We start from the raw sequence: 25,546 nt of genomic DNA on the forward strand, positions 1-25,546 counted from the left end.
GTATGCGGGAGGGGGATGGGGTGGGGGATAAGAGGGATAAGTGAGCTCTTTGCTGTCTCCAGCCACAATGTCATCCCCGCGAAAGCGGGGACCTCTGTTTGCTTTCTTTCAGCACCCCTAAACGGAGGTTCCCGCTTTCGCGGGAATGACACCGTGGGTGGGGGGCGAGTTGGTGCATTGCTCCCAATATCACCGCACCTCCCTCGGGCTCGACCCGAGGGCCTTTCTCAATCTGGCGCAAGCGGCGAGTGGCCCTCCGGTCGAGCCCGAGGGAGAGCGGTGGGAAGGAGAGATTGGGGATGAACCGGGCTCGCTCAATCAACCACAATATCATTCCGGCGCAGGCCGGAATCTATACTGAAGGCCATCGGCCGGAAATGCGGCGGCCAGCGCGGTCGGCTTTCGGCTTCCTGCCGTTGATTTGGGGGTAAGTTGAACGGGCCGAGACAGAGAGCTGATAGCCCGACCCCACCCCGTGTCACCCTCGGGCCTGACCCGAGGGCTCTTCACTTGACGATCTCGTCCCAAAGATCACGCCAGTCCGGATTGCTCTTCTCAATCAGCTCGATCTTCCAACTTCTGTACCAACGCCTCAATGAGGTCTCGCGCTGGATCGCCATACTAATCTCGCCAAACTCTTCGAAATAGACCAGCCGCTTAATGCAATTAGCTTTGGTGTAGCCTTCAGCCAAACTTTCGCGGTGCTCATAGACACGACGCACAAGGTCATTGGTGACGCCAATATAAGTGCGCCCGCGCCGCATGTCGGCAAGGATGTAGATATAGAAGCCCATGTCGGCATCTTGAAGTATAGCGTCCTCGGGTCAAGCCCGAGGATGACGGCCGGTGGGTTCTTCCAACTTTGGGGCTGCAAAGCCGATCGCACCACATTTTGTGTATTGAACGGGCGTAGTTGAAATCGAAGCGTAAAGTCAGCAGCGGCCGCCGATTCCCTCCGGTTCGCCCCTCGTGACCATGTCGGCAATCATTGCGCTACAAAACACCTGCCACCGGGCTAGCCCGGTGGCGACGTTTCGATGCCTCACCCCAGATGCGCCAGCACCGCCAACAGCAACAGCGCCACGATGTTGGTGATCTTGATCATCGGGTTCACCGCAGGACCAGCCGTGTCCTTGTAGGGGTCGCCGACGGTGTCGCCGGTGACGGAGGCTTTGTGGGCGTCGCCGCCCTTGTGGTGGACGACGCCGTGGCTGTCGGTGAAGCCGTCTTCGAAGCTCTTCTTGGCATTGTCCCAGGCGCCGCCGCCGGCGGTCATGGAGATGGCGACGAAGAGGCCGGTGACGATGACGCCCATCAGCATGGCGCCCAGGGCCGAGAAGCCCGCGGCGGCGCCCGCGATCCAGTAGATCACGAAGAACACCACGATGGGGCTGAGCACCGGCAGCAGCGAGGGCACGATCATTTCCTTGATCGCGGCCTTGGTCAGCATATCGACGGCCCGGCCATAATCGGGCTTTTCGGTGCCGGCCATGATGCCCGGCCGTTCCTTGAACTGGCGGCGCACTTCGACCACCACCGATTGGGCGGCGCGGCCCACCGCGGTCATGCTCATGCCACCAAAGAGGAACGGCAAGAGCCCACCGAACAGCAGGCCGACCACGACATAGGGATCGGCCAGCGAGAAGCTGAGCGTGCCCATGCCCTGGAAGATGGCCGGGGCATCGGGGAGATTGGCGAAATAGATCAGATCCTGCGTATAGGCGGCGAAGAGGACCAGAGCCCCCAGGCCCGCCGAACCGATGGCGTAGCCCTTGGTGACGGCCTTGGTGGTATTGCCCACCGCGTCGAGCGCGTCGGTATTGTGGCGAACGGCCTTGTCGAGCCCGGCCATTTCGGCGATGCCGCCGGCATTGTCGGTGACGGGGCCGAAGGCGTCGAGCGCCACGATAATGCCGGCCAGAGCCAGCATGGTGGCCACGGCAAAGGCGATGCCGAACAGGCCAGCCAGATTGTAGGTGACGATAATGCCGGCAATGATCACCAGAGCCGGTAGAGCCGTGGATTCCAGCGACACGGCCAGGCCCTGGATGACATTGGTGCCGTGGCCGGTGACCGAGGCTTCGGCGATGGAATTGACCGGGCGCCGATTGGTGCCGGTGTAATATTCGGTGATGACGATGATCAGCCCGGTAATGACCAGGCCCGCCGCGCCGCACCAGAACAGGCTCATCGGGGTGAAGGTCTTGTCACTGGCTTCGATGGCCACGTTGAGATCGCCAAAGATCAGCCAGAGCACGGGGAGCAGCGCGATCAGCGAGAGCACGCCGGTGGCGATGACGCCCTTGTAGAGCGCGCCCATAATATTGTTGGAGGCACCCAGCTTGACGAAATAGGTGCCGATGATCGAGGTGACGACACAGGCGCCGCCAATGGCCAAGGGCAGCACCATGCCGGCCAGCTTCCACTGCTCGGGCAGGATGATGGCGGCCAGCACCATGGTGGCAACGATGGTCACCACATAGGTTTCGAACAGATCCGCCGCCATGCCGGCGCAGTCCCCGACATTGTCGCCCACATTGTCGGCAATGGTGGCGGGGTTGCGCGGATCATCCTCGGGAATGCCGGCTTCGACCTTGCCCACCATGTCGCCGCCCACATCGGCGCCCTTGGTGAAAATGCCGCCGCCCAGACGGGCGAAGATGGAAATCAGCGAGGCGCCGAAGCTGAGCGCCACCAGGGCATCGATGACGGTGCGGCTGGTGGGGGCAAAGCCCATGCCGGTGAGGACGATGAAATAAAGGGTGATTCCGAGCAGGCCCAAGCCCGCCACCAGCATGCCGGTGACCGCGCCCGATTTGAAGGCCAGATCAAGCCCGCGGGCGAGCGAGGTGGTGGCCGCCTGGGCGACGCGCACATTGGCGCGCACCGACACATTCATGCCGATAAAACCGGCTGCGCCCGACAGCACCGCGCCGATCAGGAAGCCGATGGCGGCATAGATGCCGAGCAGGAAATAGGCGGCGATCAGGATGACCACGCCGACAATTGCGATGGTGGCATATTGCCGCTTGAGATAGGCCGAGGCGCCTTCGCGCACGGCCGCCGAGATTTCCTGCATGCGGGCCGAACCGGCATCGGCCGCCAGCAGCCCCTGGGTGGTGATCACGCCATAAACAATGCTGAGCCCGCCGCAGACGACGATCAGCCATAAAGCCAAAGTCATTCCTTAAGTCCCTCTCGGTGTTCCTCCAGGGACCCAGCATGGACCAGGGCCGATCCTCCAATCGGCGCCGAGCCCATCCTCCGCTGTGACCCTTCTGCGTCCGATGATGTGATGGATTTGTGCGTTAAGCAATGGATATTGCGATGATTTGCCGCAGCGGCGGCGGGCGGCTAGGACGGAATATTCCCGAGCGCCCTGATCAAGGCGGCACCGTTGCCCGCCACGGCCAGCGTCTTGAGCCGCGCCGTTTCGCCGCTCACCACTGTCACCGCCGATCTGGGCACGCCCAAAGCCTTGGCGAGCAACGCCACCACGGCTGCATTGGCCTTGCCCTTGTCGGGCACCGCCTTGACCCGCACCCGCAGCACGGCGCTGCCATTGTCGCGTTGTTCCACGCCCTCGATGGCGTCGCGGCCCGCATTGGGGGTGACGCGAACAAAAAGGCTCAGCCCCGCGGGGCTGAGCCGATAGCAGACCGGGCGATCCATAGACCCTATGGCACTGCGGCGTAGCCGTAGCGCAGGATAAGCTGCTGGATGAAGAATATGATCAGGAACAGGATGATCGGAGAAATATCGAGCCCTGAAAAATTCGGCATAAAGCGCCGGATCGGGTTGAGCAGAGGTTCGGTCAATTGGTTGACCACGCGCCAAACTGCAGCGACGAACTGATTGCGCGTGTTGATCACGTTGAACGATATCAACCAGCTCATGATGATCATGACCAGCAACACCCACCAGTAGAGCTGGAGGATGACCATGATCACGTCGAGTACGGCCTTCATAGCGGTCTCCCTTTTGTCGGCAAATTATCTAATGACTATGCGGCCTTGCCACAAGAGCGTGATTGCCTCGGCTCCCAAAGACATGAGAGCCCCGCACCGGTCGCACGGTGCGGGGCCCACATGACTGACATCCGGTACGCATTACATGGGAACTTCCGGACATCCCTATATTAGCAACAAGCGTGCCAAGTCGGGGAGGCAGGCAAACCGGGCGGCAGAGATTAAGTTCTTGTGAAGATTGGCATTTTGCGAGCGGGCCTGCCTTGCAGAATGCAAGGCGCGTTGCGTTTTGCGAAAGCCTATTCCGCTGGCCTACGCGGCTTGCTCGGCTTCCACATTACCAGCCGCACCAGGTAGATCAGCACCACCAGGGCCAGCACGATGTAGCTGAGAGGATCAAGGATCACCTCGACCAGTTCGTAATGCTCATGCAGCAGGTAGCCGGCGGAGGTGAGGATGATGTTCCAGATCAGCGCGCCTGATGTCGAGGCGAGGAGGAACACCGGCAGCGGCATGCGGGCGAGGCCCGCGGGAATGGAAATCAGCGTGCGGATCAGCGGCATCAGCCGGCCGAACAGCACGATGATGGGGCCAAAGCGGTGGAACCAGTCGACGGCCACGTCGATCTCTTCGGCATTGAGCGTCATGACGCGCCCGAAGCGGTCGGCCAGGCGCCGCACGCGCTCGAGCCCGAACAGCCGGCCGGCATAATACCAGGGCAGCATGCCCACCACCGCGCCGACAGTCGCCGCGATCAACACGCCAAAAAAGTTGAGATCGCCATTGGCGGCGGCAAAGCCGGCAAAGGGGATGATCAATTCGGACGGGATGGGCGGGAAGATCGACTCGGCCAGCATCACGGCGAAAATGCCGGCATAGCCCCATTGGGAAATGGTCTGGATGATCCAATCGGTCATGGGGATGCTCCTTGCCGCGCCAGCGTCACCACCCGATGCGGTGGCCCTAGAAATGGATTGCCCGGACAAGCCGGGCAATGACGTGATGGAAAACTAGTGGCGAAACCCTAACCCCGGCTTACGCCGATTTCTGGGCGCGCATATTGCGCTTGCGATCATTGGGATCGAGCCAGATCTTGCGCAGGCGGATCGACTTGGGCGTGACCTCGACATATTCGTCTTCGGCGATATAGCCGAGCGATTGTTCGAGGGTGAGCTTCTTGGGCGTGGTCAGGCGCACCGCTTCGTCCTTGGACGTGGTGCGGATATTGGTCAGCTGCTTGCCCTTGAGCGCATTGACCTCAAGGTCATTCTCGCGGGAATGCTCGCCGATGATCATGCCTTCATAGATATCGACGCCAGCGTCGATCATGATCGGGCCGCGGTCTTCGAGGTTCCACAGGGCGAAGGCGACGGACTGGCCGGTGCCGTTGGAGATCAAGACGCCCGTGCGGCGGGTCGGCAGGTCGCCCTTGAAGGGCACGAAGGAGTGGAACAGGCGGTTGAAGATCGCCGTGCCACGGGTGTCGCTGAGCAATTCGGGCTGATAGCCGATCAGCGAACGGGTCGGAACCAGCAGCTGAATGCGGGTGCGGCCAACGCCGGACGGACGCATATCGGTCAGTTCGCCCTTACGCTCGGTGAGCTTCTGCACCACGGTGCCGGTATGCTCGTCATCGACGTCGATGATGACTTCTTCGATCGGCTCGTGGCGGACGCCATCGATATCCTGCATCAGCACCTTGGGGCGGCCGATGGTCAGCTCGAACCCTTCGCGGCGCATGTTTTCGATCAGCACGGCCAGCTGCAATTCGCCGCGGCCGGCTACGTCGTAGGAGTCATTGTCGTCGCCGGGCGTCACCTTGATGGCGACATTGCCTTCGGCTTCGCGCATCAGGCGCTCGCGGATGACGCGGGACTGCACCTTGTCGCCTTCGCGGCCGGCCAGCGGGCCGTCATTGATGCGGAAGGTCACCGACAGGGTCGGGGGATCGATCGGCTTGGATGCGATGGGCTTGGTCACCGAAGTGGCGCACAGCGTATCGGCCACGGTCGAGGTGACGAGGCCCGCAATAGCGACGATATCGCCGGCTTCGCCGACATCGACCGGAGTGCGCTCGAGGCCACGGAACGCCAGCACCTTGGAGACGCGGCCCTTTTCGACTTCCTTGCCTTCACGATTGAGCGTGTGGATCGGATCGTTGGAACGGACACTGCCCGAAGTGATGCGGCCGGTCAGGATACGGCCCAGGAAGGGATTGCGCTCGATGGTGGTGACCAGCATGCGGAACGCGCCTTCTTCGACGGTCGGCTCCGGCACGTGTTCGATGACCTTGTCGAGCAGCGGGCCCAGATCTTCCTTGGGACCTTCGGGCTCCAGCGCCATCCAGCCCTGCTTGGCCGAACCGTAGAGCACGGGGAAATCGAGCTGCTCGGGCGAGGCGTCGAGCGCGATGAAGAGGTCGAAGATTTCTTCGAGAACTTCCAGGTGCCGCTCGTCGGACTTGTCGATCTTGTTGATCGCCACGATCGGGCGCAGGCCCTGCGCCAGCGCCTTGCCGAGCACGAATTTGGTCTGGGGCATCGGGCCTTCGGCCGCGTCGACCAGGATCACCACGCCATCGACCATGGAGAGGATGCGCTCGACTTCGCCGCCAAAGTCGGCGTGGCCGGGGGTATCCACGATATTGATGCGGGTGTCTTTCCAGAGCAGGCTGGTGACCTTGGCCAGGATGGTGATACCGCGCTCACGCTCGATATCATTGCTATCCATGGCGCGTTCTTCGACGCGTTCGTTCTCGCGGAACGAGCCGGACTGCTTGAGCAGAACGTCGATCAGCGTGGTCTTGCCGTGGTCAACGTGGGCGATGATGGCGATATTGCGCAAGCTCATAAGGGATCGGCCTCTTTGGCATGATCCCAAAAATTGGCCCCGGAAGTGTTTCGGAGCGCGCCTTGGCTGAAATCATGCGGAAACATGAACGCCAGCCGCAATTTTTCGGGCAGGCTGGCGCATTTGTCGCGGCTATTACAGCACTTGAGCCCGCCCGACAAGCGCCCGACACGCAAAGGTGGGTTGCAGGGCGGCCAGGACCGCCCCGCAGGACTACTTCAGCGAGCGCGGCAGCGCCTCCGATTGCCAGAGCCCCAGGCCAAAGCCATCGGGGTCCAGAAAGTCGGCGCTCCAGCCGCCCGGCGCCTCCGAGACGGGGGTGACGATGGTGACCCCCTTGGCGACGAGATCGGCAATCACGTCGTCAATGCCGCCTTCGGTGACGTCAAACACCAGAGCCGGCGTATCGCCGCGCTTGCCATCCATCTGGAAGAAGACCAGGTCGAGTCCGTTTTCGAGCCGGCCGGACAGCCAGAACGGCTCGGCCCCTTCCTCGCGCTTGAGCTCGAGCCCGAACACGTCATTGTAGAAGCTCTCGGTGCGGGCAATGTCGGAAACGTAAAATACGATGCTGGCCGATTTCGGCTTGAATGCCATGGCGTCCTCCTGTGGCTGATATGCCTTGTTGCCGCGCTCAGCTGTTTTGTGAGCGCCGCACGATAAAAAGATGCCCATCGGGATCGTGGCTGGCGAAAATCCCGCCCTGTCGCAACAGGCCCGGCAGCAAAGCATCGCGAATGCGGCCATAGGCCAGATCGAGATTGAGCCCCGGCATGCCCTCGGGCATGACAACGCCGCGCGCACTCAGCTGGCGCTTGAGCGCGGTGATGCGTTGGCGCAGGGCGGTATCGCTGAGATTCAGCAGATAGGCGATTTCACGGCGATTGTGCCCCGACAGGGTCAGGGCTGCGACGGCCTTGAGCGCTGGCGGCAGAGTGGCAAGCGTGGTGGTGAGGTCGGGTAGTTCGGCAGGCGGCGCAGGCTCGACCCGTAGAGAATGCCAGTGGCTCTCGCGCAGCCTTCGCCGGCTGGCGCCCCTTGCGGCGAGCTTGGCGCGGTTGCGGATAATGCCGGCCAGCCAGCGGACATCCTGCGGGCCGGCAATCGCACGGCCGCTGCGCACGGCTTCGAGCAGCGCATCCTGCACCAGATCGTCCGCTTCATCAGCCCGAAGGGTGGCGCGGCGGGCAATGGCGAGCAATTGAGCGTAATGGCTTGGCCGCATGGCGTCTCCTTGGCGTGGGGGTGGCAAGGCCGATTGGTACGCCTGATCTCACCACAAACGCGGTGTCACCCCGGCGCAGGCCGGGGCCCATCCTGAGATATATCCTACGCCGCCAGGTGGATGTTCCAACCCGCGATCTGGCGGCCGCCGGCACCATCTCGAGATGGGCCCCGGCCTGCGCCGGGGTGACACCGTGGCTAGGGCGGGTTCTGGTGCAAATAGCCGAAGGGAGGACGTCCTAAGACGCCTTTTTCCGCTCAGCCAGCACTTCGGCCTCTGCCTGCGCCGCTTCGCGCTGCAACAGGCTGGAGAGGGCGGTCGGCGGCAGGGGGGGCGAAAACAGAAAGCCCTGCACTTCCGAGCAGCCCTGCGCGCGCACCATGGCGAGCTGTTCTTCGGTCTCGACGCCCTCGGCGGTGGTCGACATGCCCAGCGATTGGCCCAGGCCGATCACCGCCCGGATAATGGCCTGGCTATCCTGGCGGCTGGTGAGATCGGCCATGAAGGAGCGGTCGATCTTGATTTTGTCGAAGGGGAAGCTGCGCAGATAGGACAGCGAGGAATAGCCGGTGCCGAAATCATCCATGGAAATGCGCACGCCCATGGCGCGCAGGTCGTGCAGCGCCTTGAGCACGCTGTCGCTTTCGGCCAGCAGCAGGCTTTCGGTGATTTCAAGTTCCAGCCGGGTGGCGGGCAGCCGGGCATCGCTGAGCGCGGATTTGACCAGGCCCACCAGATCGCGGCTCTTGAACTGCACGGGCGACAGATTGACCGCCACGCGGATTTCGCCCGGCCAGGTGGCGGCTGTCTTGCAGGCCTCGCGCAGCACCCATTCGCCGATCGGCACGATCAGCCCGGTTTCCTCGGCAATGGGGATGAATTCCACCGGCGAGACCGTGCGATCGTCATGGTCCCAGCGCAGCAGCGCCTCGACACAGGTAACCCGGTTTTCCTTGAGGCCGAGCAAAGGCTGATAGACCAGGCGCAATTCCTGGCGCTGCAAAGCCAGCCGCAACCCCGCCTCGATGGTGCGGCGCTGCTGCAGCTCGGCATCCATGCCGGCTTCAAAGAAGTGATAGGTCGAGCGGCCTTCGCTCTTGGCCTTGTAGAGCGCCAGATCGGCATTCTTGACCAAGGTATCGGTCTTGATGCCATCGCCCGGCCCCAGCGCGATGCCGATGCTGACGCCGATCTCGATCTGCTGACCGGCAATGTTCATCGGCGCCGATATCGCCTTGATGATGCGGTCGGCCACCCGTGCCGCGTCGCTCGCACTCTCGACCGGGCGCATCAGAATGGCGAATTCATCGCCACCCAACCGGGCCAACAGGTCGGTTTCGCGCGTCGTGCCCCAGAGCCGTGCCGAGGCCTGCTTGATGACTTCATCGCCCACCGCATGGCCCAAAGTGTCATTGACCGCCTTGAAGTGATCGAGATCGAGATACAGCACGGCGGCCATTTCGCCACGGCTGAGGCCCGCTTCGGTCTTGGCCATCTGTTCCAAGAATTCGATGCGATTGGGCAGGTCTGTCAGAGCATCGTGGCGGGCCAGGTGGCGGATGCGCGCCTCGGTCTGGCGTTGCTCGGTAATGTCTTCATGGGTCGACACCCAGCCGCCATCCTTCATCGGATGGTGCTGCATCAGGATGACCCGGCCATTGAGCTCATGCACGGTCTTGCCATATTCGCGCCGGGCGATCACCTCGCGCCGCCACACGATATATTCCTCGCGCGTACCCGACGAGCTCATGCCCACATCGAACAGATGGCCCAGAATATCCTCGAGCTGGGTGCCCGGCTTATGCAGGCGCTCGGGCAGATTGTAGATCTTGATATAGGGCTGGTTGCAGATGACCAGACGACCCTTGGGGTCGAACATGCACAGGCCCTGGGAAATATTGTTGACCGCCGCGTCGAGCCGAATGTTCTGCCGCTCGAGCTCCAGCTTGCGCTTGGCAACGATTTCGGTGCGGGCGATCTCGTCGGTGACATCCTCATGCGTCACCACCCAGCCCAGCGCTTCGGAATAGACATGAGCGGTTTCGATCACCCGCCCGCCATGCACCATTTCCTGGCTTTTGTAGCGGGCGCCGCCGCGATTGGCCAGGAGTTCGCCGGTGTAGGCCTCGTAAAAGCCCTGGGCGCCCTGTTCGCGGTGATTGCCCAATTGGGCCGACAATTCCACCACCTCTTCCAGGCTCATCCCCCGATGCACCTGATCGAAGCGGAAGCCGTAGAGATCGCGCCAGTTCTTGTTCCACATCACCAGCCGGAATTGCGGCGACCAGACGCAGAAACCATAGGGAATGTTTTCAAGGGCCGCATCGAGCAACAGGGCCTCGGCCATCTCGCTCAAGCTGCCGGCGTCTTCTGCTCGCACCAGCCGATATCTCCCCGCCCGATGCACCTGCATCCATGCTGGCGGGAAAGCTAGAGATTTCCCATTAACGAGCCATTAAGGCCCTGCCGGGACCTTGCGATCCCGGCAGGAGAATCAGCTACTTGCCGGCTTTTTTATTGCGCGCCGCATAGGTCTTGAGGCGCAGACCGTTGAGCTTGATGAAGCCTTCGGCATCGTGATGGTCATAGGTGCCCGAGCCTTCTTCGAAGGTGACCAGATCCATCGAATAGAGCGAATAGGGCGAAGTGCGCGCGATGACGCTGGCCGAACCCTTATAGAGCTTGACGGTGACTTCGCCGGTAACGAATTCCTGGCTCTTGTCGATCAGCGCCTGCAGCATTTCGCGCTCGGGCGCATACCAGAAGCCATTGTAGATCAGCTCGGCATATTTGGGCATCAGCTCATCCTTGAGATGGGCTTCCCCACGGTCGAGCGTGATGGATTCAATGCCGCGATGGGCCACCAGCATGATCGTGCCGCCGGGGGTTTCGTAAAGCCCGCGCGATTTCATGCCGACGAAACGGTTTTCCACCAGATCGAGCCGGCCCACGCCATGCTTGCCGCCCAGCTCATTGAGCTTGGTGAGGAGGCTCGCCGGCGAGAGCTTTTCGCCATTGATCGAGACCGGATCGCCCTTCTCATAGCCGATGGTGATGATCTCGGCTTGGTTGGGGGCGTCTTCGGGATTGACGGTGCGCTGGGCGACGTAATCGGGCGCCGGCACGGCGGGGTCTTCCAGCACCATGCCTTCGGACGAGGTGTGCAGCAGATTGGCATCGACCGAGAACGGGGCCTCGCCGCGCTTGTCCTTGGCGATCGGAATCTGGTTCTTTTCGGCGTAATTGAGCAGCGCCGTGCGGCTCTGCAAATCCCATTCGCGCCAGGGCGCGATGACCTTGATCGAAGGATCGAGTGCATTGGCGGTCAGTTCGAACCGCACCTGATCATTGCCCTTGCCGGTGGCGCCATGGGAAATGGCGTCGGCGCCGCTTTCCTGGGCGATCTGCACCAGGCGCTTGGCAATCAGCGGCCGGGCGATGGAAGTGCCCAGCAGATACTGGCCCTCATAGACCGTATTGGCGCGGAACATCGGAAACACGAAATCCCGCACGAACTCCTCGCGCAGGTCCTCGATGTGGATTTCCTTGATCCCCATCAGCTCGGCCTTCTTGCGCGCCGGTTCCAGCTCTTCGCCCTGGCCCAGATCGGCGGTGAAGGTCACCACCTCGCATTGATAGGTCTCCTGCAGCCATTTGAGGATGATCGAGGTATCGAGCCCGCCCGAATAGGCCAGCACGACCTTCTTGATGTCTTTTGCCATGAAATTCCGCTCCCGGTATGATAGCGACACAATAGACCGCCCTCCGCGCAATATCCTTGCGATCATCGCAAGTTTGGCGCAGTTTGTGGCATATTATCCCGCCAGATAATTGAAACAGCGCACGACATGCCAGAAACGCTCGACGCCATCGATCGCCGTATCCTGAGAGCATTGCAGCGCAATGCCCGCATGTCCAATGTCGAGCTGGCCAATGAAGTGGGCCTGTCGCCCTCGCCCTGCCTGCGCCGCGTCAAACTGCTGGAAGACCGGGGCGTCATCGACCAATATACCGCCCTGCTCAATGGTCCTGCCATCGGCCTGGGTCTGACTGTCTTCGCGCGCATCTGGTTCAAGACCCAGGACGCCCAGACCACGCACCAATTCGCCGAAACGGTGCGAAGCTATCCCGAAGTGGTGGAGTGCTACCTGACCACCGGGGAATGCGACGCCATCATGCGCATCGTCACGGCGGACCTACACGCCTATTGGCGCTTCCAGTCCGACTATCTGATGCGCATCCCCAGCGTGCAAAGCGTCAAGACCGACGTGCCGATGGAAACCATCAAGCGGAGTTATGAACTGCCACTGGCGTGATGCATCGGAAGGCTCGCTTCGCCACGCCTGGCGGGCTATGGCTAGAACATTCAACACGCGGAAAATCCCATGCCCGGCTTCGTTCCCGATCTTCCCGTCATCCTGGCCTTTGCGCTGGCGACCGTGGTTCTGGCCATCACGCCGGGGCCGGATATGGCGCTGCAGCTCAGCCGGGCGATCAATTATGGCCGCGCGCATGGCCTGGCCTGCATGGCTGGCGCCATGGCGGGGATCATGGTGCATACCACGCTGGTTGCCTTGGGCATTTCCGTGCTGATCATCGCCGCCCCGCCCCTGTTCCTCGGGCTCAAGATCGTGGGCGCACTCTATTTGCTGTGGCTGGCCTATCAAGCCGTCGTCCATGGCGGGGGCCTGCGCATTGCCGAAGCCGCCAAGCGCAAGCCCAGTGTGGGCCAGAGCTTTGCCACCGGCATTGGCATCAACCTGCTCAATCCCAAGGTCGTGCTGTTCTTCGTGACCTTCCTGCCCCAGTTCGTCGATGCGCATGATCCCTCGGCCACCGGCAAACTGTTCTTTCTCGGCGCCGAATTCGTGCTGCTTTCGATTCCACTGGGCGTCGCGACCGTGTTCGCCGCCGATTGGCTGGCCGCCGCCTTCCGCCACAGCAAATGGGTGGAACGCGCCCTCAACTGGAGCTTTGCGGCGATCTTCACCACTTTCGCCGTGACCATCCTCACCGCACAAGCCCGCCACTAGTTATGACTGCCGCACTCCAATGAATTACCGCCACGCCTTTCATGCCGGCAATTTTGCCGATGTGGTCAAGCACCTGATCCTGGTCCGCATTCTGGACTATCTCAAACGCAAGCCGGCCGCCTTCCGCGTGCTCGATACCCATGCCGGTGTCGGGCTCTATGATCTGGAGGGTGATCAGGCCGAGCGCACCGGGGAATGGCTCGAGGGCATTGCGCGCCTGGTGCAAACCGGATTGCCCGCTGAGGCCGCGGAATTGGCCAAGCCCTATCTCGACGCGGTCAAGACGCAGAATCCCGACGGGCAATTGCGCTTCTATCCCGGCTCGCCTCTGATCACCCGTTCCCTGCTGCGCGAGCAGGACCGGCTCTTTGCGCTGGAGCTGCACCCGGCCGATGCCGCGGCGCTGCACGAAAACTTTGCCGGCGATTTCCAGACCCGCGTCACCCATCTCGACGGCTGGGCCGCCCTGGGCACGCATCTGCCGCCCAAGGAAAAGCGCGGCCTGGTCCTGATCGACCCGCCCTTCGAGGAAAAGGGCGAATTTTCCCGCATGGTCGCTGGGCTGGTCAAAGGCCATCGCCGTTGGCCCGGGGGAATTTTTGCCTTCTGGTATCCAATCAAGGAGCCAAGCGAGGTCGAAACTTTCGTGGCCGACCTCAAAGCGACCGGCATTCCCAAAATCCTGCGCCTCGAGCTGACCATTCGCGCGCCGTCCACGCCGGCACGGCTGTTTGGTACCGGCATGATCGTGGTCAATCCACCCTATGCGCTGGAACAGGAAATGAAGACGCTGCTGCCGCCCCTGTCGGCATTGTTGGCCGAGGAAGGTCGTGGTGGGTTCAAGATTGACTGGGTGGCGGGGGAGTAAGAAGCCCCCTCACCCGTCTCGGCCTCCGGCCGATCCACCCTCTCCCACAAGGGGCGAGGGTTGGCTCCGGTTTCAGCCCAACCACCGAGCCTCCCTTCTCCCCTCGTGGGAGAAGGTGCCCGAAGGGCGGATGAGGGGGCCTAAAGCTTGAACTCGTAATATTTGATCGTGTCCTCATCCCCATCAAAGCGGCGATAGAGGCCATTGGCCGCCTCATTATCGAGTTCGGTGCCCAGCCACGCTTCCTTGCACCCCAGCTCGCGCGCCCAGGCGAACAGCTCGGTCAACATGGCCGTCGCAATGCCCCGCCGCAGATAGGCGCTGCTCGTGCCGACTTCATCGACATAAAGCTCGGTGACCTTGTCCGGGTGGTAATGGACCACGCCCGTGCATTGCCCGACGACCAGATCGCCATCGAAAGCCAGCACCATCAGATGCCCCGGCGCGGCGAGGTAGGCCGCCAGCCGGTCCGGCCGGACTGGTTCATCGAATACATCAATGGCGATATTGGCGAATAGGGACGCGTCTGCAGCCGTTATCCGGTGACAGACGACGCTCATGGGTTAGACACCCGCCAGCGCGTCGCGGTCTTTCTTGCTCAGGCGTTCGCTTTCGCTCTTGAGCTGGCCGCAGGCGGCGAAGATGTCGCGGCCGCGGGGGGTGCGGACGGGGCTGGCATAGCCGGCCTTGTTGACGATATCGGCAAAGCGCTCGATGCGGCTCGAGGGCGAGCAGCCGTAATTGGTGCCCGGCCAGGGATTGAACGGGATGAGGTTGATCTTGGCAGGAATGCCGGCTAGGAGCCGCACCAGTTCGCGCGCATCGGCGTCGCTGTCGTTGATGCCGTCCAGCATCACATATTCGAAGGTGATGCGACGAGCGTTGCTGAGGCCGGGATAATTGCGGCAGGCGTCGAGCAGCTCGGCGATCTTCCATTTCTTGTTGATCGGCACCAGCACGTCGCGCAGATCGTCATTCACCGCATGCAGGGAAATGGCCAGCATGACATCGATCTCGCGGCCGGTCGGCTCGATGAAGGGCACGACGCCCGAGGTCGACAGCGTAATGCGGCGCTTGGACAGGCTCATGCCGTCACCGGCCGAGGCGATCAGCAGCGCCTGCTTCACATTGTCGAAATTGTAGAGCGGCTCGCCCATGCCCATCATCACGATATTGGTGATGGCGCGGCTTTCCCCACCGGGCACCAGACCGCCATCATCCGGGCGCACGCCACCGGGAAAATCACCCAGGCGCTCGCGGGCCATCAGGATCTGGCCCAGAATTTCGCCGGCGGTCAGGTTGCGCACCAGCTTCTGCGTGCCGGTATGGCAAAAAGTGCAGGTCAGCGTGCAGCCCACCTGGGACGAAACACAAAGTGTCCCGCGATCTTCCTCGGGGATGTAGACGGTTTCGATTTCGACCGGAGGATAGTTCGGATTGGCCGGATCGCGGAAGCGGAACAGCCATTTGCGGGTGCCGTCGGAGGAGACCTGCTCGGAAGCGATCTCGGGGCGATCGAGGATAAAGGTATCGGCCAGCTTCTGCCGCACGGGCTTGGCCACATTGGTCATGCGCTCGAAATCGGTGACGCCATTGACATAGAGCCAGTTCCACAACTGGCTGGCGCGCATACGGGCTTCCTTGTCGGCCGCGATCCCCGCAGTGGTCAGGGCCTCGGCGAGCTGCAGCTTGCTCAGGCCGATCAGCGACGGCCGGCTCGCCGCAGCAGGGCGGATAGCAGACGAGTGATCGAGATTAAGCGCAATGCTCATGGCAAGGGGGTCCAGACGTGACGGAAACGCGGGCCAATAGCATATAGGACAGCTTTAGGCAAAGTCACGGGGCGGGGAGGTGCTTTGCTTGCGGCGCAGGGACCCCAGTAGACCTCATCCTGAGCTTGTCGAAGGACGAGGGCGGGCACACCGGCCTCCACTCGCTCGACCTCGTGGTTCGACAAGCTCACCATGAGGTCTTCTTGGCAGCGGCGCTCACCCGGTGCCGTTGCTAGCAGCTGCTCGCCGATTGCGATGCGGCGGTCGCGCCGGACAGCGAAAAGGTCTGCACCACTTTGATGCCGGCAGCGCTGGTGCCTTCCACGGTCAGGCTCGACCCGGCGCGGATGGCGCTGGCGAGCGCCCCCGACTGGGCGGCATCGTCGAGCCAGGCGGCGTCGTTCTGGGTGAAGAGATTAAAGCTCTGCCCGCTGACGGTCACCGTGGCCATGCTGTCGGGCTGAAAGGCAAAGCCGGCAACCAGGTTGAATTCATTGGCGACACTCTCGCCGGGCCGGTTGGTGATATAGAGATAACTCTGGGTATAGCCATCGGGCTCGGGCTGCACGCTGGTCGGCTTGGTCATGGCAAAGCACACCGCGCCCGCGCTGTCATTGGCGGCATAGCTCGACCAGGCCCGGTGCTCGCCCAAGAGCCGCACTGATTGCGCCATGGCTGCATGGGGCAGCATCACAATGGCGGCAAGAGCAAGTGCGGCAGCGAGTTTGGTCATCATGGCCTCTGGATATGCAATGGGGCGAGCCCTTTTGGACCCGCCCCGAATTATGGCGTTTCGCCCGAAGCGGGCAAGGCAAATTACGTGCAGCAACGTTACTTGCAAGCCGCGTCGATGGCGTTGACGGCCGCAGTGGCGCCGGACAGCGAATAGGTGTCGGTCGTATTGGTACCGCGCTGGCTGGTGCCCTTGATGACCAGGTTACTCCCCGCCTTGAAGGCCGCCACGAACCCGGCTTCATCCCCGGTCGAAGCGAGCCAGGCGGCCGAGCCTTCGGTGACCATGGGATAGGTCTTGCCATCGATGGCCGCGCTCGCGCCGGCATTGGTGGAATTATAGGGGTAGCCGATGATCGTCTGCACCTCGTTCTTGGTGCCCATGCCCTTGCGATGGATGATCATGAAATGGATCGGGTCGCGATTGGCGCCGGCCGGCTCGCTTTTCTGCGGCGTCGCCGAGACGTAGCAGATCACGCCGGAAGCATCGGTCGCCTGCCAGGCGGTCCAGGCGTTGAAAGTCCCCAGTTCGGTCGCCTGCTGCGCTTGGGCGGCAGGGGCCAGAGCCATGATTGCGGCGACCGCGAGCCCAAGTGTCAGGCCACCGGTTTTCGTCGTCATTGCCAATTTCTTCCTCATCATCAGATCCGGGTTGGGAGGAGCTTGCCCGCTTCAACTTGCCCCAACATGGTTACCAAGGTGTCAAACGCCGCCGCATCCAACCGATTTGTCTCAAATGCGAGCCAATCGCGGCGGCATTTTGGCGTATAGCCCATCATGGCCCCCGGTTTGCGCCGTCGCGGTTAACAATGTGCTAACACTTGCGTTACCTTAAGCGGCCAAAGGATAACTTTGCTCCACCACATAGGGGCCGCCGCCCACCGAATCCTTGCTCGAATAGAGCACGAACCGGCCCACCGGAAAGCTCAACGGCTCGAACCGCCCGGCCTCGGCCATGAACCGGGCGACGTCTTCGGCGCTGGAATTGCGCAGCCGCGCCAGCGACACATGCGGCACGAATTTGCGCCCCTCGGGCGGTAGGCCGGCCCGCTGCAATACCCGCTCCTGCGCCGCCTGGAGGCGGGTCAGCGCCTCGTTCATCTCCACCCCGGCATAGAGCGCGCGCGGCTTGTCGCCGCCGAAAATCCCCAGATGTGTCAGCCGGATGGAAAAGCGCAGCGAATTGGAGAGCCGGTCGAGACTATCGACCACCTCATTGGCGGTCTGGTGATCGACATCGCCGATAAAGCGCAGCGTGATGTGGTAATTTTCGGGGTCGATCCAGCGCGCCCCGGTCAACCCGCCCCGCTTGAGCGAGAGGGCAAATCCCACATCGGCCGGGATTTCGAGGCCGGTAAAGAGCCTGGGCATGGGCTCCTCCTCTAGTGGATCAGTCACGCGATTCGTAGTTTGACCCTAACACAAGCGCGTCATGGGGCCAGTCCAAACGTCGCGGGGGCCCCGTTCGGTCTTGTAAACGACTGGTCTCCCATCCATATTGTGCGTCAAGTGGCGAAACAATGCGCCCACCGGCGGTGCAACGGACCGCTCTACCAATTGGGAAAGGAAACCGACTATGGCTGAATATGACCGTCAGACCCTCGGTGCGCGGGCCGGCTCGGCCTTGGCCATCGACGAGGGCCTGCGCAGCTACATGCTGCGCGTCTACAATTACATGGGTATCGGGCTGGTTGTGACCGGGCTTGCTGCCTGGTTCGCTGCTTCCGCCGCCATCACCACCAATCCGGACGCCGCCGTGGGCCAGCTGGCCAATGGCCAATATGTCACCCAGTGGGGCGCCCTGCTCTATGCAAGCCCGCTGCAATGGGTCGTGATGCTCGCGCCGCTCGCCTTCGTGATGGTGCTGAGCTTTGGCATCAACAAGCTCTCGGTGCCGGCCGCACAGGCCGTGTTCTGGGCCTTTGCCGCCATTATGGGCGTGTCGCTCAGCTCGATCTTCCTGGTCTATACCGACGCTTCGATCGCCAAGGTGTTCTTCATCACCGCCGCGACCTTTGGTGCCATGAGCCTTTACGGCTATACCACCAAGCGCGACCTGACCCAGATGGGCAGCTTCCTGATGATGGGCCTGATCGGCCTGATCATCGCTTCGCTGGTCAATATCTTCATGCAGTCCTCCATGCTCGAATTCGCCATCTCGGCGGTCGGTGTGCTGATCTTTGTGGGCCTGACCGCCTATGACACGCAGAAGATCAAGGAAGGCTATTCGGAGTCGCATGGCGCCGATGTGCTGGCCAAGGGCGCTATCATGGGCGCGCTGAGCCTCTATCTCGACTTCATCAACCTGTTCCTGATGCTGCTCCGCCTGTTCGGCAATCGCGAGTAAGCACCAGCTTCCTTGATTGGACGATCAAGGAATTTGGTTGGACGACAGATTGGACCGCATCCTAAAAGGGGTGCGGTCCTTTTCTTTTGCCGGGTTGTGAGCCGTGTCCACCCCCATCCTGCGTCCCTTCGCCTGGGCCGATATTCCCGCCATTACCGCCATCTACCGGCACTATGTGGAAACCACGGCGATCACCTTTGACACCGAGGCGCCGGGCGAAGCGGCCATGGCCGAGAAATTCGCCCATCTGGTCGCGCTGGGCCACCCCCTGATGGTGGCCGAACAGGATGGCAAGGTGCTCGGCTATGCCTATGCCAGCTTCTACCGCCCCCGTGCCGCCTATCGCTTCACCTGCGAGGATTCGATCTATCTCGACCCCGCGGCGACCGGCAAGGGACTGGGCAAGCTGCTGCTGACCGAGCTTCTGGCGCAGTCGAGGGCCTTCGGCTTCAAGCAGATGCTGGCGGTGATCACGGCCGACACCGCCAATTCCATCGCCATCCACGAAAAATTCGGCTTTACCCGGGTCGGGCGCTACGAAGCCGTCGGCTACAAATTCGATCGCTGGCACGACATCGTGCATTTGCAACTGGCGCTCTAGCCGATGACCATCCTGCACCTCATGGTCGGCCTGCCCTGTTCGGGCAAGAGCACCAGGGCCAGGCAGCTGGAGGCCGAAACGGGTGCATTGCGGCTGACGCCGGACGAATGGCACATCCAGCTGTTCGGCGACGACGTGGCCGACCCTGACCATGACCGGCGCCACGATGCCGTCGAAGTGCTGATGTGACGGGTTGCCAGTGTGGCGCTGCAGAAGGGGATCGACGTGATCCTCGATTTCGGCTTCTGGGCGCGGGGCGAGCGCGAGGACTTTGCGGCCCGCGCCGCGGCTTTGGGCGCCATGACCAAAATCCATTTCATGGATGTGCCGCGCGACGAGCTATTGGCCCGCCTGGCGCGGCGCAATGCCGAAGCGCCCGAGCATGCGTTTATCATTCCCGAAAGTGACCTGCTGGGCTGGCTAGCGCGCTTCGAGCCGCCGACGGCGGATGAACTGGAGACGATCGCAGCGGCCGGCAGCCAGCAGCCAGCAGCAGCAGACCTCATCCTGAGCTTGTCGAAGGGCGAGGGCGTGGCATAGAAGCCTCCACTCGCCCGACCTCGTGGGTCGACAAGCTCACCATGAGGTCTTTCACAATCAGGACGCATCGATGACGCCGCAAAAAACTCTGGCCCATGATGCCTGGACCCCCTTCCACCCACGCGAACTGGCGCAGCGGCTGGAACACATATCCTGGCCCTGGTGCATTGTCGGCGGCTGGGCGCTGGACCTCTGGCATGGTCATGAGACGCGCGAGCATGAGGATATCGAATTCACCGTGCTGCGCGGCGATGTGAGTCTGTTCCGACAAGCCCTGTCGGACCTCGAATTCTACGCGACCGGCAGCGGTGTAGTTGACTATCTGCCCGATGGGCAGGAGCCGCCCGCGGATATTTTCCAGATCTGGTGCCAGGACCCGGCGGCGCAGCGCTGGCGGGTCGATATGATGATCGAGCCGGGCACGCCGGATATGTGGGTCTATAAGCGGGACCCGGGCATCACCCGACCGCGGGCCGACATGGTGGCGGTGACGCCGGATGGCGTGCCCTATCTCAAGCCTGCAGCTATCCTGCTATTCAAGGCAAAGCTGGCCCGGGATAAGGACGTGGCGGATTTTGCCAACGCGGTGCCGAAGCTGGAAATCGCGGAACGGGCATGGCTCAAGGCGATGCTGGAGCGGGCGCATCCGGGGCATGAATGGATTGGGCGGCTGTAGAGCCGCGAGCTGCAGCGCCGGCTACACCAACGCTTTTCGCATAGGATAGCCATTGACCACGCGGCCGCTGGCTTGCGGGCCATCCGCTTGCCAGCCACGGCTTTCATAGAAGGCGCGGGCTGTTCTGGTGCTTTCGAGCCGGCCTTCGTTATGGCCCAGCGCGACGAGCGCCTGTTCCAGTCGGGCGAGCAGGGCTGTGCTGATGCCGGCAAAATGCGCTTGGGGAGCGACATAGTTGAGCGCCACTGTGCCGCCCTTCGTTACGGCGCCGACGGCCACGATTACGCCGTCGCGCTCGGCCACGTAGAGTTCGAGATCGGGATTGGCCAGCATGCCGGCGACGCCCGCTTGGCTCTTATTGCGCGTCCAGGCGGCAATGGCGCCGGCATCCATGCCATGGTCGGTGGCGCAGAGTTCGGTGATCGAGGCGGTCAGCACTACGCTCATGGCTGGCACATCGGCCGCAATGGCGCGGCGAATGGGCAGTGTCACCCCACCACCGCCAATTGCGGATCGAGCACGCGCAGCACCTGGCTGAGGTCGTGGCCGCGCTTGAGGATGCGGCCCTGCTGGTTGGTGACCGAATATTGCCCCTGGCGATTGCGCAGCTTGGGCGATTTTTCGACGATGAACAGCGGGCGCTCGGAGACGCGGGCGTAAATGGAGAAGACGGCGCGCTCGCGCAAAAAGTCCATGGCATAGTCGCGCCACTCACCTGAGGCCACCTTGCGGCCATAGACCGACAGGATCAGCATCAGCTCGCGGCGATCGAACGCCACGATGGGCATGGCCTTGGCCTGAGGCACACTGGAAGGCGCCTCTCCGGAATGGACCAGAGCCAGGCTAACCGTCTTGTCATGCGGCGTACGGCCTTGCACCGGTAACGCTCTCTCCGCTTGTCAACGCAGTGTCATGATTGCGGCATTTGCCTTTGCGCGCAAGGGTGCATGTCCAATCCTATGGCGGGGAGACAAAATACCCAATTTCGAACACAGTTTTTCCCTCACAGCGCCAGATTGGGCGGTCAGGTTCTCAGCATTGCCTCCAGTGGTTGGCAGCCGGACCGAACGAGCCCCCAAACCATGACGTTCGGTTGCCAACCAACCTTTTAGTTGACCAAGTCAGTCTATCGCTCCCGTTCTTGCCCCCAGGAACGGGAGTTCTTTTTGTCTGGATGCCGGCTTAGCGTTCGAAGGCTGCGGCGCCCAGGATCGGGCCGGGCAGCCCATCCTTTTCCTGCTGCACGATGACGGCCATGCCGGTATTTTCCGCCAGCATTTCGGGCAGCGGTAGTTTCAGATCCGCCCCCGTTGCGCTTTCCCACATGCCCAGCGCCTGCCGGCCGGTCACCACCTGGGTATAGACCATGGTCTTGCCGGCATTCTCGCCCTTGTCGATGGCGACATCCGCCCGGTCGAGATAGGTCACCAGCCACACCACCGCATTGCCGAAATCGGCATTGGGCGGCACGGCGATCTTGAGCATGTCGTCCTGCCTGGTGATGTCCACGGACAGGGGGAGCGTCGCCCGATCGAGCGCTCCATGCACTTCGTTGCGGCGCGAACCGACCACGCCCTTGTCGCCATTGACCACCATTTGCGGGGTATAGATGCGCGAGGAGCCCCAGCTTTTGGCATAGGCGCGCTGGCGATCGGAATAATCGGCTTTGCCGAACGTGTCTTCCCAGCCCACATAATCCCAGTAGTCGACATGGTAGGCGAGCGCGATGACATCGCCCTCTTCGGCCAGGCTGGTCAGTAGCGCATCGGCCGGCGGGCATTGCGCGCAGCCTTGGCTGGTGAACAATTCGACCACGGCCTTGGGGCGGTCATGCACTTTTTCCGCGCCGGCCGGAAGGGCCAGGAGGAGGAAGACGGCAATGCCGGAGACCGGTGCAAATAGGGAACGCGATATCATGGGCAAACTTGTAAGCTGGCCCTGACAAGCCCCGCCAGTCAAAAGAGGGTGAGAGCAGGAAAAACGCCGCCAGCGTTTCCTTCATGCCACGGTTCAAAGAAAATGGCGGCCCCGAGGGACCGCCATTTCCAATTCGGCATGTGAGCCGTGTTTACGCGGCGACGAGGCTGCGCAGCACGTAATGCAGGATGCCGCCATTCTTGTAGTAATCGAGCTCATTGGCGGTATCGATGCGGCAGAGGGTCTGCACATTGAGCACGCTGCCATCGGCGCGGGTGATCTTGACGGTCACCTGAGCGCGCGGCGCGATCTCGGTGACGCCTTCGATATCGACGGTTTCCGAACCATCCAGCCCCAGGCTCTGCCAGCTCTCGCCATCCTTGAACTGCAGCGGGATGACGCCCATGCCGACCAGGTTGGAGCGATGGATACGCTCGAAGCTCTGGGCGATCACGGCGCGCACGCCGAGCAGGTTAGTGCCCTTGGCCGCCCAGTCACGCGATGAACCCGTGCCATATTCCTTGCCGGCAAAGATCACCAGCGGCGTGCCGGCGGCCTGATAGGCCATGGCGGCGTCGTAGATCGCCATCTGGCTGCCATCGGGGCCTTTGGTATAGCCGCCCTCGACGCCATCGAGCATCTGGTTCTTGATGCGGATATTGGCGAAGGTGCCGCGCATCATCACTTCATGATTGCCGCGACGGGCACCATAGGAATTGAAATCGCGCGGGGCGACCTGGCGTTCTTCGAGGTATTTGCCAGCCGGGGTCGAGGCCTTGAACGAACCGGCCGGGGAAATGTGGTCGGTGGTGATCGAATCAAGGAACAGGGCGAGCACCTTGGCCCTTTCGACATTGGTGATGGGCTTGGGCTCCATCGACATGCCTTCGAAATAGGGCGGGTTCTGCACATAGGTGGAAGACGAATTCCACTTGTAGGTTTCGCCGCCATCGACGGCGATGCCCTGCCAATTGGTATCGCCCTTGAACACGTCCGAATAACGGGCGCGGAACATTTCGGCGGTCACATGCTTGCGCACGATCTCGGCGATCTCGTGGTTGGAAGGCCAGATATCCTTGAGATAGACCGGCTGGCCATTGCTGCCAATGCCGAGCGGCTCGGTGGTGACATCGACATTGAGCGAGCCGGCCAGCGCATAGGCCACCACCAGCGGCGGGGAGGCCAGGTAATTGGCGCGCACATCCGGATTGACGCGGCCTTCAAAGTTACGATTGCCCGACAGCACCGAGCAGGCCACCAGCTTGTTCTCGTTGATGCAATCGGAAATGGCCTGCGGCAGCGGGCCGGAATTGCCGATACAGGTGGTGCAGCCATAGCCGACAAGGTTGAACCCGAGCGCGTCGAGGTCTTCCTGCAGGCCCGCGGCGGTCAGATAGTCGGTAACCACCTGCGAGCCGGGAGCCAGCGAGGTCTTGACCCAGGGCTTGGAATTGAGCCCCAGCGCCCGCGCCTTGCGGGCGACGAGGCCCGCGGCCACCAGCACCGAAGGATTGGACGTATTGGTGCAGGAGGTGATCGCGGCGATCACCACATGGCCGTCATTGATACCATATTCCGCGCCCTTGACGGGGAAAGCGGCTTCCTCGGGAATGTCGTCGACGCCGGTGGCGCCTTCCTCGACAAAGCGCGATTCCTGCTTGTCGGCCGGCAGGCGGGTGCGTTCGGCACGGCCACCGGCCAGCTCGGGCAAAGCCTTGGCGAAGGAGGTCGCGGCATCCTTGAGGGCCACACGGTCCTGCGGACGCTTGGGACCGGAGAGCGAGGGCACAACGGTCGAGAGGTCGAGTTCGAGCGTCGAGGTGAAGACCGGATCGGGCGAATTGGTTTCGCGGAACATGCCCTGGGCCTTGGAATAGGCTTCGACCAAGGCAACGCGCTGCGGATCACGACCCGAGGTGGTCAGGTATTTGAGCGTATCCGTATCGACCGGGAAATAGCCGCAGGTAGCGCCATATTCGGGGGCCATATTGGCGATGGTCGCCTGGTCTTCGAGGCTGAGGTAATCAAGACCCGGGCCGTAGAATTCCACGAACTTGCCGACCACGCCCTTCTTGCGCAGCATTTCGGTGACGGTCAGCACCAGATCGGTGGCGGTGATGCCTTCGTTGATCTTGCCCGTAAGCTTGAAGCCAACGACTTCGGGGATCAGCATGGTGATCGGCTGACCCAGCATGGCAGCCTCGGCCTCGATGCCGCCCACGCCCCAGCCCAGCACGGCCATGCCATTGACCATGGTCGTGTGCGAATCGGTGCCCACCAGGGTGTCGGGATAGGCGACGGTTTCGCCATTCTCGTCCTTGGTCCACACGGTCTGGGCCAGATATTCGAGATTGACCTGATGGCAGATGCCGGTGCCGGGGGGCACGACGCGGAAATTATCGAAGGCCGACTGGCCCCAGCGCAGGAATTCGTAGCGCTCGCCATTGCGCTCATATTCGAGCTCGACATTCTGCCCGAAGGACAGCGCCGTGCCGAAGCTATCCACCATCACCGAGTGATCGATTACCAGATCGACGGGAACCAGCGGATTGATCTTCTGCGGATTGGCACCGAGCTTGGCGGTGGCGTCGCGCATGGCGGCAAGATCCACCACGGCGGGAACGCCGGTGAAATCCTGCATCAGCACGCGGGCCGGACGGTAGGAAATTTCATGTTCGGAGGTACGGGTCGTGAGCCACGTGGCGACGGCCTCGATATCGGCCTTGGTGACCGTGCGGTTGTCTTCGAAACGCAGCAGGTTTTCCAGCACCACTTTCATCGAATGGGGCAGGCTCGACACGCCCTTGAGGCCGTGCTTTTCGGCTTCGGCGATGGAATAATAGGTATAGGTCTTGCCGCCGACCGTAAGGGTCGATTTGGACTTGAAGCTGTTTACTGAGGTCACGGTGCTCCGCCCTTTGCTGGAATTGCTGCTGACGCGACAAGCGCAGTCGGAAAAGCTCCCGAAATCCGCCGGATAGCGCCGCCTTTTCTGGAATGACTCCAATCTGTGACGG

Annotated in this window: 25 protein-coding genes and 1 pseudogene; 7 read left to right on the forward strand and 19 right to left on the reverse strand. The window is 62.2% G+C overall.

What is annotated here, in order from left to right:
• Positions 1-506 precede the first annotated feature (506 nt).
• The 10 genes from ACI3KW_RS14315 to ACI3KW_RS14360 form a co-directional block, all read right to left on the reverse strand.
• Positions 507-794: a GIY-YIG nuclease family protein gene (locus ACI3KW_RS14315; protein WP_404848631.1), complete on the reverse strand. Its 288-nt coding sequence runs from the start codon at positions 792-794 to the stop codon at positions 507-509.
• Between the two features lie 248 nt (positions 795-1,042).
• The gene (locus ACI3KW_RS14320; RefSeq protein WP_404848632.1) at positions 1,043-3,184 is read right to left on the reverse strand and encodes a sodium-translocating pyrophosphatase; all 2,142 of its coding nucleotides are present in this window, start codon (positions 3,182-3,184) and stop codon (positions 1,043-1,045) included.
• Positions 3,185-3,354: 170 nt separating this feature from the next.
• The gene (locus ACI3KW_RS14325; protein ID WP_404848633.1) at positions 3,355-3,672 is read right to left on the reverse strand and encodes a DUF167 family protein; all 318 of its coding nucleotides are present in this window, start codon (positions 3,670-3,672) and stop codon (positions 3,355-3,357) included.
• A gap of 5 nt (positions 3,673-3,677) precedes the next feature.
• Complete coding sequence (locus ACI3KW_RS14330) at positions 3,678-3,968, reverse strand: YggT family protein (RefSeq protein WP_113124100.1); 291 nt, start codon at positions 3,966-3,968, stop codon at positions 3,678-3,680.
• 299 nt (positions 3,969-4,267) lie between these two features.
• Entirely contained in the window at positions 4,268-4,885 is a 618-nt protein-coding gene (locus ACI3KW_RS14335; protein ID WP_113124101.1) for a DedA family protein, read from the reverse strand.
• Positions 4,886-5,003: 118 nt separating this feature from the next.
• Complete coding sequence (gene typA / locus ACI3KW_RS14340; protein WP_262170995.1) at positions 5,004-6,818, reverse strand: translational GTPase TypA; 1,815 nt, start codon at positions 6,816-6,818, stop codon at positions 5,004-5,006.
• Positions 6,819-7,031: 213 nt separating this feature from the next.
• A complete protein-coding gene (locus ACI3KW_RS14345) occupies positions 7,032-7,415 on the reverse strand; it encodes a VOC family protein (protein WP_404848634.1) in 384 nt (127 codons plus the stop codon).
• 37 nt (positions 7,416-7,452) lie between these two features.
• On the reverse strand, positions 7,453-8,043 hold the full coding sequence (locus tag ACI3KW_RS14350; protein ID WP_404848635.1) for an RNA polymerase sigma factor: 591 nt from the start codon (positions 8,041-8,043) through the stop codon (positions 7,453-7,455).
• A 238-nt stretch (positions 8,044-8,281) separates the two neighbouring features.
• Positions 8,282-10,423, reverse strand: coding sequence for a putative bifunctional diguanylate cyclase/phosphodiesterase (locus ACI3KW_RS14355; RefSeq protein WP_404848636.1), 2,142 nt, complete (start codon positions 10,421-10,423; stop codon positions 8,282-8,284).
• Between the two features lie 118 nt (positions 10,424-10,541).
• Positions 10,542-11,765, reverse strand: coding sequence for an argininosuccinate synthase (locus ACI3KW_RS14360; protein WP_404848637.1), 1,224 nt, complete (start codon positions 11,763-11,765; stop codon positions 10,542-10,544).
• A gap of 126 nt (positions 11,766-11,891) precedes the next feature.
• On the opposite strand from ACI3KW_RS14360, the gene ACI3KW_RS14365 reads away from it, so the two are divergent.
• From ACI3KW_RS14365 to ACI3KW_RS14375, 3 genes are all read left to right on the forward strand, one after another.
• Complete coding sequence (locus tag ACI3KW_RS14365; RefSeq protein WP_113123378.1) at positions 11,892-12,359, forward strand: Lrp/AsnC family transcriptional regulator; 468 nt, start codon at positions 11,892-11,894, stop codon at positions 12,357-12,359.
• 69 nt (positions 12,360-12,428) lie between these two features.
• Positions 12,429-13,076: a LysE family translocator gene (locus ACI3KW_RS14370; protein WP_404848638.1), complete on the forward strand. Its 648-nt coding sequence runs from the start codon at positions 12,429-12,431 to the stop codon at positions 13,074-13,076.
• A 19-nt stretch (positions 13,077-13,095) separates the two neighbouring features.
• Positions 13,096-13,944, forward strand: a complete 849-nt coding sequence (locus ACI3KW_RS14375; protein ID WP_404848639.1) for a 23S rRNA (adenine(2030)-N(6))-methyltransferase RlmJ — start codon at positions 13,096-13,098, stop codon at positions 13,942-13,944.
• Between the two features lie 140 nt (positions 13,945-14,084).
• Here the strand turns inward: ACI3KW_RS14375 and ACI3KW_RS14380 are convergent, their stop codons facing one another.
• The 5 genes from ACI3KW_RS14380 to thpR all read right to left on the reverse strand — a co-directional run bounded on the left by ACI3KW_RS14380 (position 14,085) and on the right by thpR (position 17,819).
• Positions 14,085-14,504: a GNAT family N-acetyltransferase gene (locus ACI3KW_RS14380; RefSeq protein ID WP_404848640.1), complete on the reverse strand. Its 420-nt coding sequence runs from the start codon at positions 14,502-14,504 to the stop codon at positions 14,085-14,087.
• 3 nt (positions 14,505-14,507) lie between these two features.
• Positions 14,508-15,716: a 23S rRNA (adenine(2503)-C(2))-methyltransferase RlmN gene (rlmN, locus tag ACI3KW_RS14385; protein WP_113123374.1), complete on the reverse strand. Its 1,209-nt coding sequence runs from the start codon at positions 15,714-15,716 to the stop codon at positions 14,508-14,510.
• Between the two features lie 232 nt (positions 15,717-15,948).
• On the reverse strand, positions 15,949-16,449 hold the full coding sequence (locus tag ACI3KW_RS14390) for an invasion associated locus B family protein (protein WP_404848641.1): 501 nt from the start codon (positions 16,447-16,449) through the stop codon (positions 15,949-15,951).
• A gap of 98 nt (positions 16,450-16,547) precedes the next feature.
• Complete coding sequence (locus ACI3KW_RS14395; protein ID WP_113123372.1) at positions 16,548-17,069, reverse strand: invasion associated locus B family protein; 522 nt, start codon at positions 17,067-17,069, stop codon at positions 16,548-16,550.
• Between the two features lie 210 nt (positions 17,070-17,279).
• Positions 17,280-17,819, reverse strand: a complete 540-nt coding sequence (thpR, locus tag ACI3KW_RS14400; RefSeq protein ID WP_113123371.1) for an RNA 2',3'-cyclic phosphodiesterase — start codon at positions 17,817-17,819, stop codon at positions 17,280-17,282.
• 205 nt (positions 17,820-18,024) lie between these two features.
• On the opposite strand from thpR, the gene ACI3KW_RS14405 reads away from it, so the two are divergent.
• The 4 genes and pseudogenes from ACI3KW_RS14405 to ACI3KW_RS14420 all read left to right on the forward strand — a co-directional run bounded on the left by ACI3KW_RS14405 (position 18,025) and on the right by ACI3KW_RS14420 (position 20,612).
• The gene (locus tag ACI3KW_RS14405) at positions 18,025-18,795 is read left to right on the forward strand and encodes a Bax inhibitor-1/YccA family protein (protein WP_404848642.1); all 771 of its coding nucleotides are present in this window, start codon (positions 18,025-18,027) and stop codon (positions 18,793-18,795) included.
• 103 nt (positions 18,796-18,898) lie between these two features.
• A complete protein-coding gene (locus ACI3KW_RS14410) occupies positions 18,899-19,396 on the forward strand; it encodes a GNAT family N-acetyltransferase (RefSeq protein WP_404848643.1) in 498 nt (165 codons plus the stop codon).
• Positions 19,397-19,417: 21 nt separating this feature from the next.
• A pseudogene (locus ACI3KW_RS14415) lies at positions 19,418-19,936 on the forward strand (AAA family ATPase).
• Between the two features lie 70 nt (positions 19,937-20,006).
• The gene (locus ACI3KW_RS14420) at positions 20,007-20,612 is read left to right on the forward strand and encodes a nucleotidyltransferase domain-containing protein (RefSeq protein ID WP_404848644.1); all 606 of its coding nucleotides are present in this window, start codon (positions 20,007-20,009) and stop codon (positions 20,610-20,612) included.
• Between the two features lie 21 nt (positions 20,613-20,633).
• Here the strand turns inward: ACI3KW_RS14420 and ACI3KW_RS14425 are convergent, their stop codons facing one another.
• From ACI3KW_RS14425 to acnA, 4 genes are all read right to left on the reverse strand, one after another.
• The gene (locus ACI3KW_RS14425; RefSeq protein ID WP_404848645.1) at positions 20,634-21,104 is read right to left on the reverse strand and encodes a GNAT family N-acetyltransferase; all 471 of its coding nucleotides are present in this window, start codon (positions 21,102-21,104) and stop codon (positions 20,634-20,636) included.
• Positions 21,101-21,490, reverse strand: a complete 390-nt coding sequence (locus ACI3KW_RS14430) for a DUF2794 domain-containing protein (RefSeq protein ID WP_390888819.1) — start codon at positions 21,488-21,490, stop codon at positions 21,101-21,103. The genes ACI3KW_RS14425 and ACI3KW_RS14430 overlap by 4 nt, the downstream gene beginning before the upstream one ends.
• Positions 21,491-21,794: 304 nt before the next feature.
• Positions 21,795-22,529: a DUF1223 domain-containing protein gene (locus tag ACI3KW_RS14435; protein ID WP_404848646.1), complete on the reverse strand. Its 735-nt coding sequence runs from the start codon at positions 22,527-22,529 to the stop codon at positions 21,795-21,797.
• A 151-nt stretch (positions 22,530-22,680) separates the two neighbouring features.
• On the reverse strand, positions 22,681-25,434 hold the full coding sequence (acnA, locus tag ACI3KW_RS14440) for an aconitate hydratase AcnA (protein WP_404848647.1): 2,754 nt from the start codon (positions 25,432-25,434) through the stop codon (positions 22,681-22,683).
• Between the last annotated feature and the right edge of the window lie 112 nt (positions 25,435-25,546).

This window comes from Devosia sp. ZW T5_3 (genome assembly GCF_044987315.1).
Lineage (GTDB): Bacteria > Pseudomonadota > Alphaproteobacteria > Rhizobiales > Devosiaceae > Devosia.

Coding starts and splice junctions, on each gene's coding strand:
- ACI3KW_RS14420 (WP_404848644.1), top strand. CDS start 20,007: ATGACGCCGCAAAAAACTCTGGCCCATGATGCCTGGACCCCCTTCCAC.
- ACI3KW_RS14345 (WP_404848634.1), bottom strand. CDS start 7,415: ATGGCATTCAAGCCGAAATCGGCCAGCATCGTATTTTACGTTTCCGAC.
- ACI3KW_RS14365 (WP_113123378.1), top strand. CDS start 11,892: ATGCCAGAAACGCTCGACGCCATCGATCGCCGTATCCTGAGAGCATTG.
- ACI3KW_RS14390 (WP_404848641.1), bottom strand. CDS start 16,449: ATGACCAAACTCGCTGCCGCACTTGCTCTTGCCGCCATTGTGATGCTG.
- ACI3KW_RS14375 (WP_404848639.1), top strand. CDS start 13,096: ATGAATTACCGCCACGCCTTTCATGCCGGCAATTTTGCCGATGTGGTC.
- ACI3KW_RS14360 (WP_404848637.1), bottom strand. CDS start 11,765: ATGGCAAAAGACATCAAGAAGGTCGTGCTGGCCTATTCGGGCGGGCTC.
- ACI3KW_RS14325 (WP_404848633.1), bottom strand. CDS start 3,672: ATGGATCGCCCGGTCTGCTATCGGCTCAGCCCCGCGGGGCTGAGCCTT.
- ACI3KW_RS14350 (WP_404848635.1), bottom strand. CDS start 8,043: ATGCGGCCAAGCCATTACGCTCAATTGCTCGCCATTGCCCGCCGCGCC.
- ACI3KW_RS14405 (WP_404848642.1), top strand. CDS start 18,025: ATGGCTGAATATGACCGTCAGACCCTCGGTGCGCGGGCCGGCTCGGCC.
- ACI3KW_RS14395 (WP_113123372.1), bottom strand. CDS start 17,069: ATGACGACGAAAACCGGTGGCCTGACACTTGGGCTCGCGGTCGCCGCA.
- rlmN (WP_113123374.1), bottom strand. CDS start 15,716: ATGAGCATTGCGCTTAATCTCGATCACTCGTCTGCTATCCGCCCTGCT.
- ACI3KW_RS14380 (WP_404848640.1), bottom strand. CDS start 14,504: ATGAGCGTCGTCTGTCACCGGATAACGGCTGCAGACGCGTCCCTATTC.
- ACI3KW_RS14370 (WP_404848638.1), top strand. CDS start 12,429: ATGCCCGGCTTCGTTCCCGATCTTCCCGTCATCCTGGCCTTTGCGCTG.
- thpR (WP_113123371.1), bottom strand. CDS start 17,819: ATGCCCAGGCTCTTTACCGGCCTCGAAATCCCGGCCGATGTGGGATTT.
- ACI3KW_RS14435 (WP_404848646.1), bottom strand. CDS start 22,529: ATGATATCGCGTTCCCTATTTGCACCGGTCTCCGGCATTGCCGTCTTC.
- ACI3KW_RS14320 (WP_404848632.1), bottom strand. CDS start 3,184: ATGACTTTGGCTTTATGGCTGATCGTCGTCTGCGGCGGGCTCAGCATT.
- ACI3KW_RS14330 (WP_113124100.1), bottom strand. CDS start 3,968: ATGAAGGCCGTACTCGACGTGATCATGGTCATCCTCCAGCTCTACTGG.
- ACI3KW_RS14335 (WP_113124101.1), bottom strand. CDS start 4,885: ATGACCGATTGGATCATCCAGACCATTTCCCAATGGGGCTATGCCGGC.
- typA (WP_262170995.1), bottom strand. CDS start 6,818: ATGAGCTTGCGCAATATCGCCATCATCGCCCACGTTGACCACGGCAAG.
- ACI3KW_RS14315 (WP_404848631.1), bottom strand. CDS start 794: ATGGGCTTCTATATCTACATCCTTGCCGACATGCGGCGCGGGCGCACT.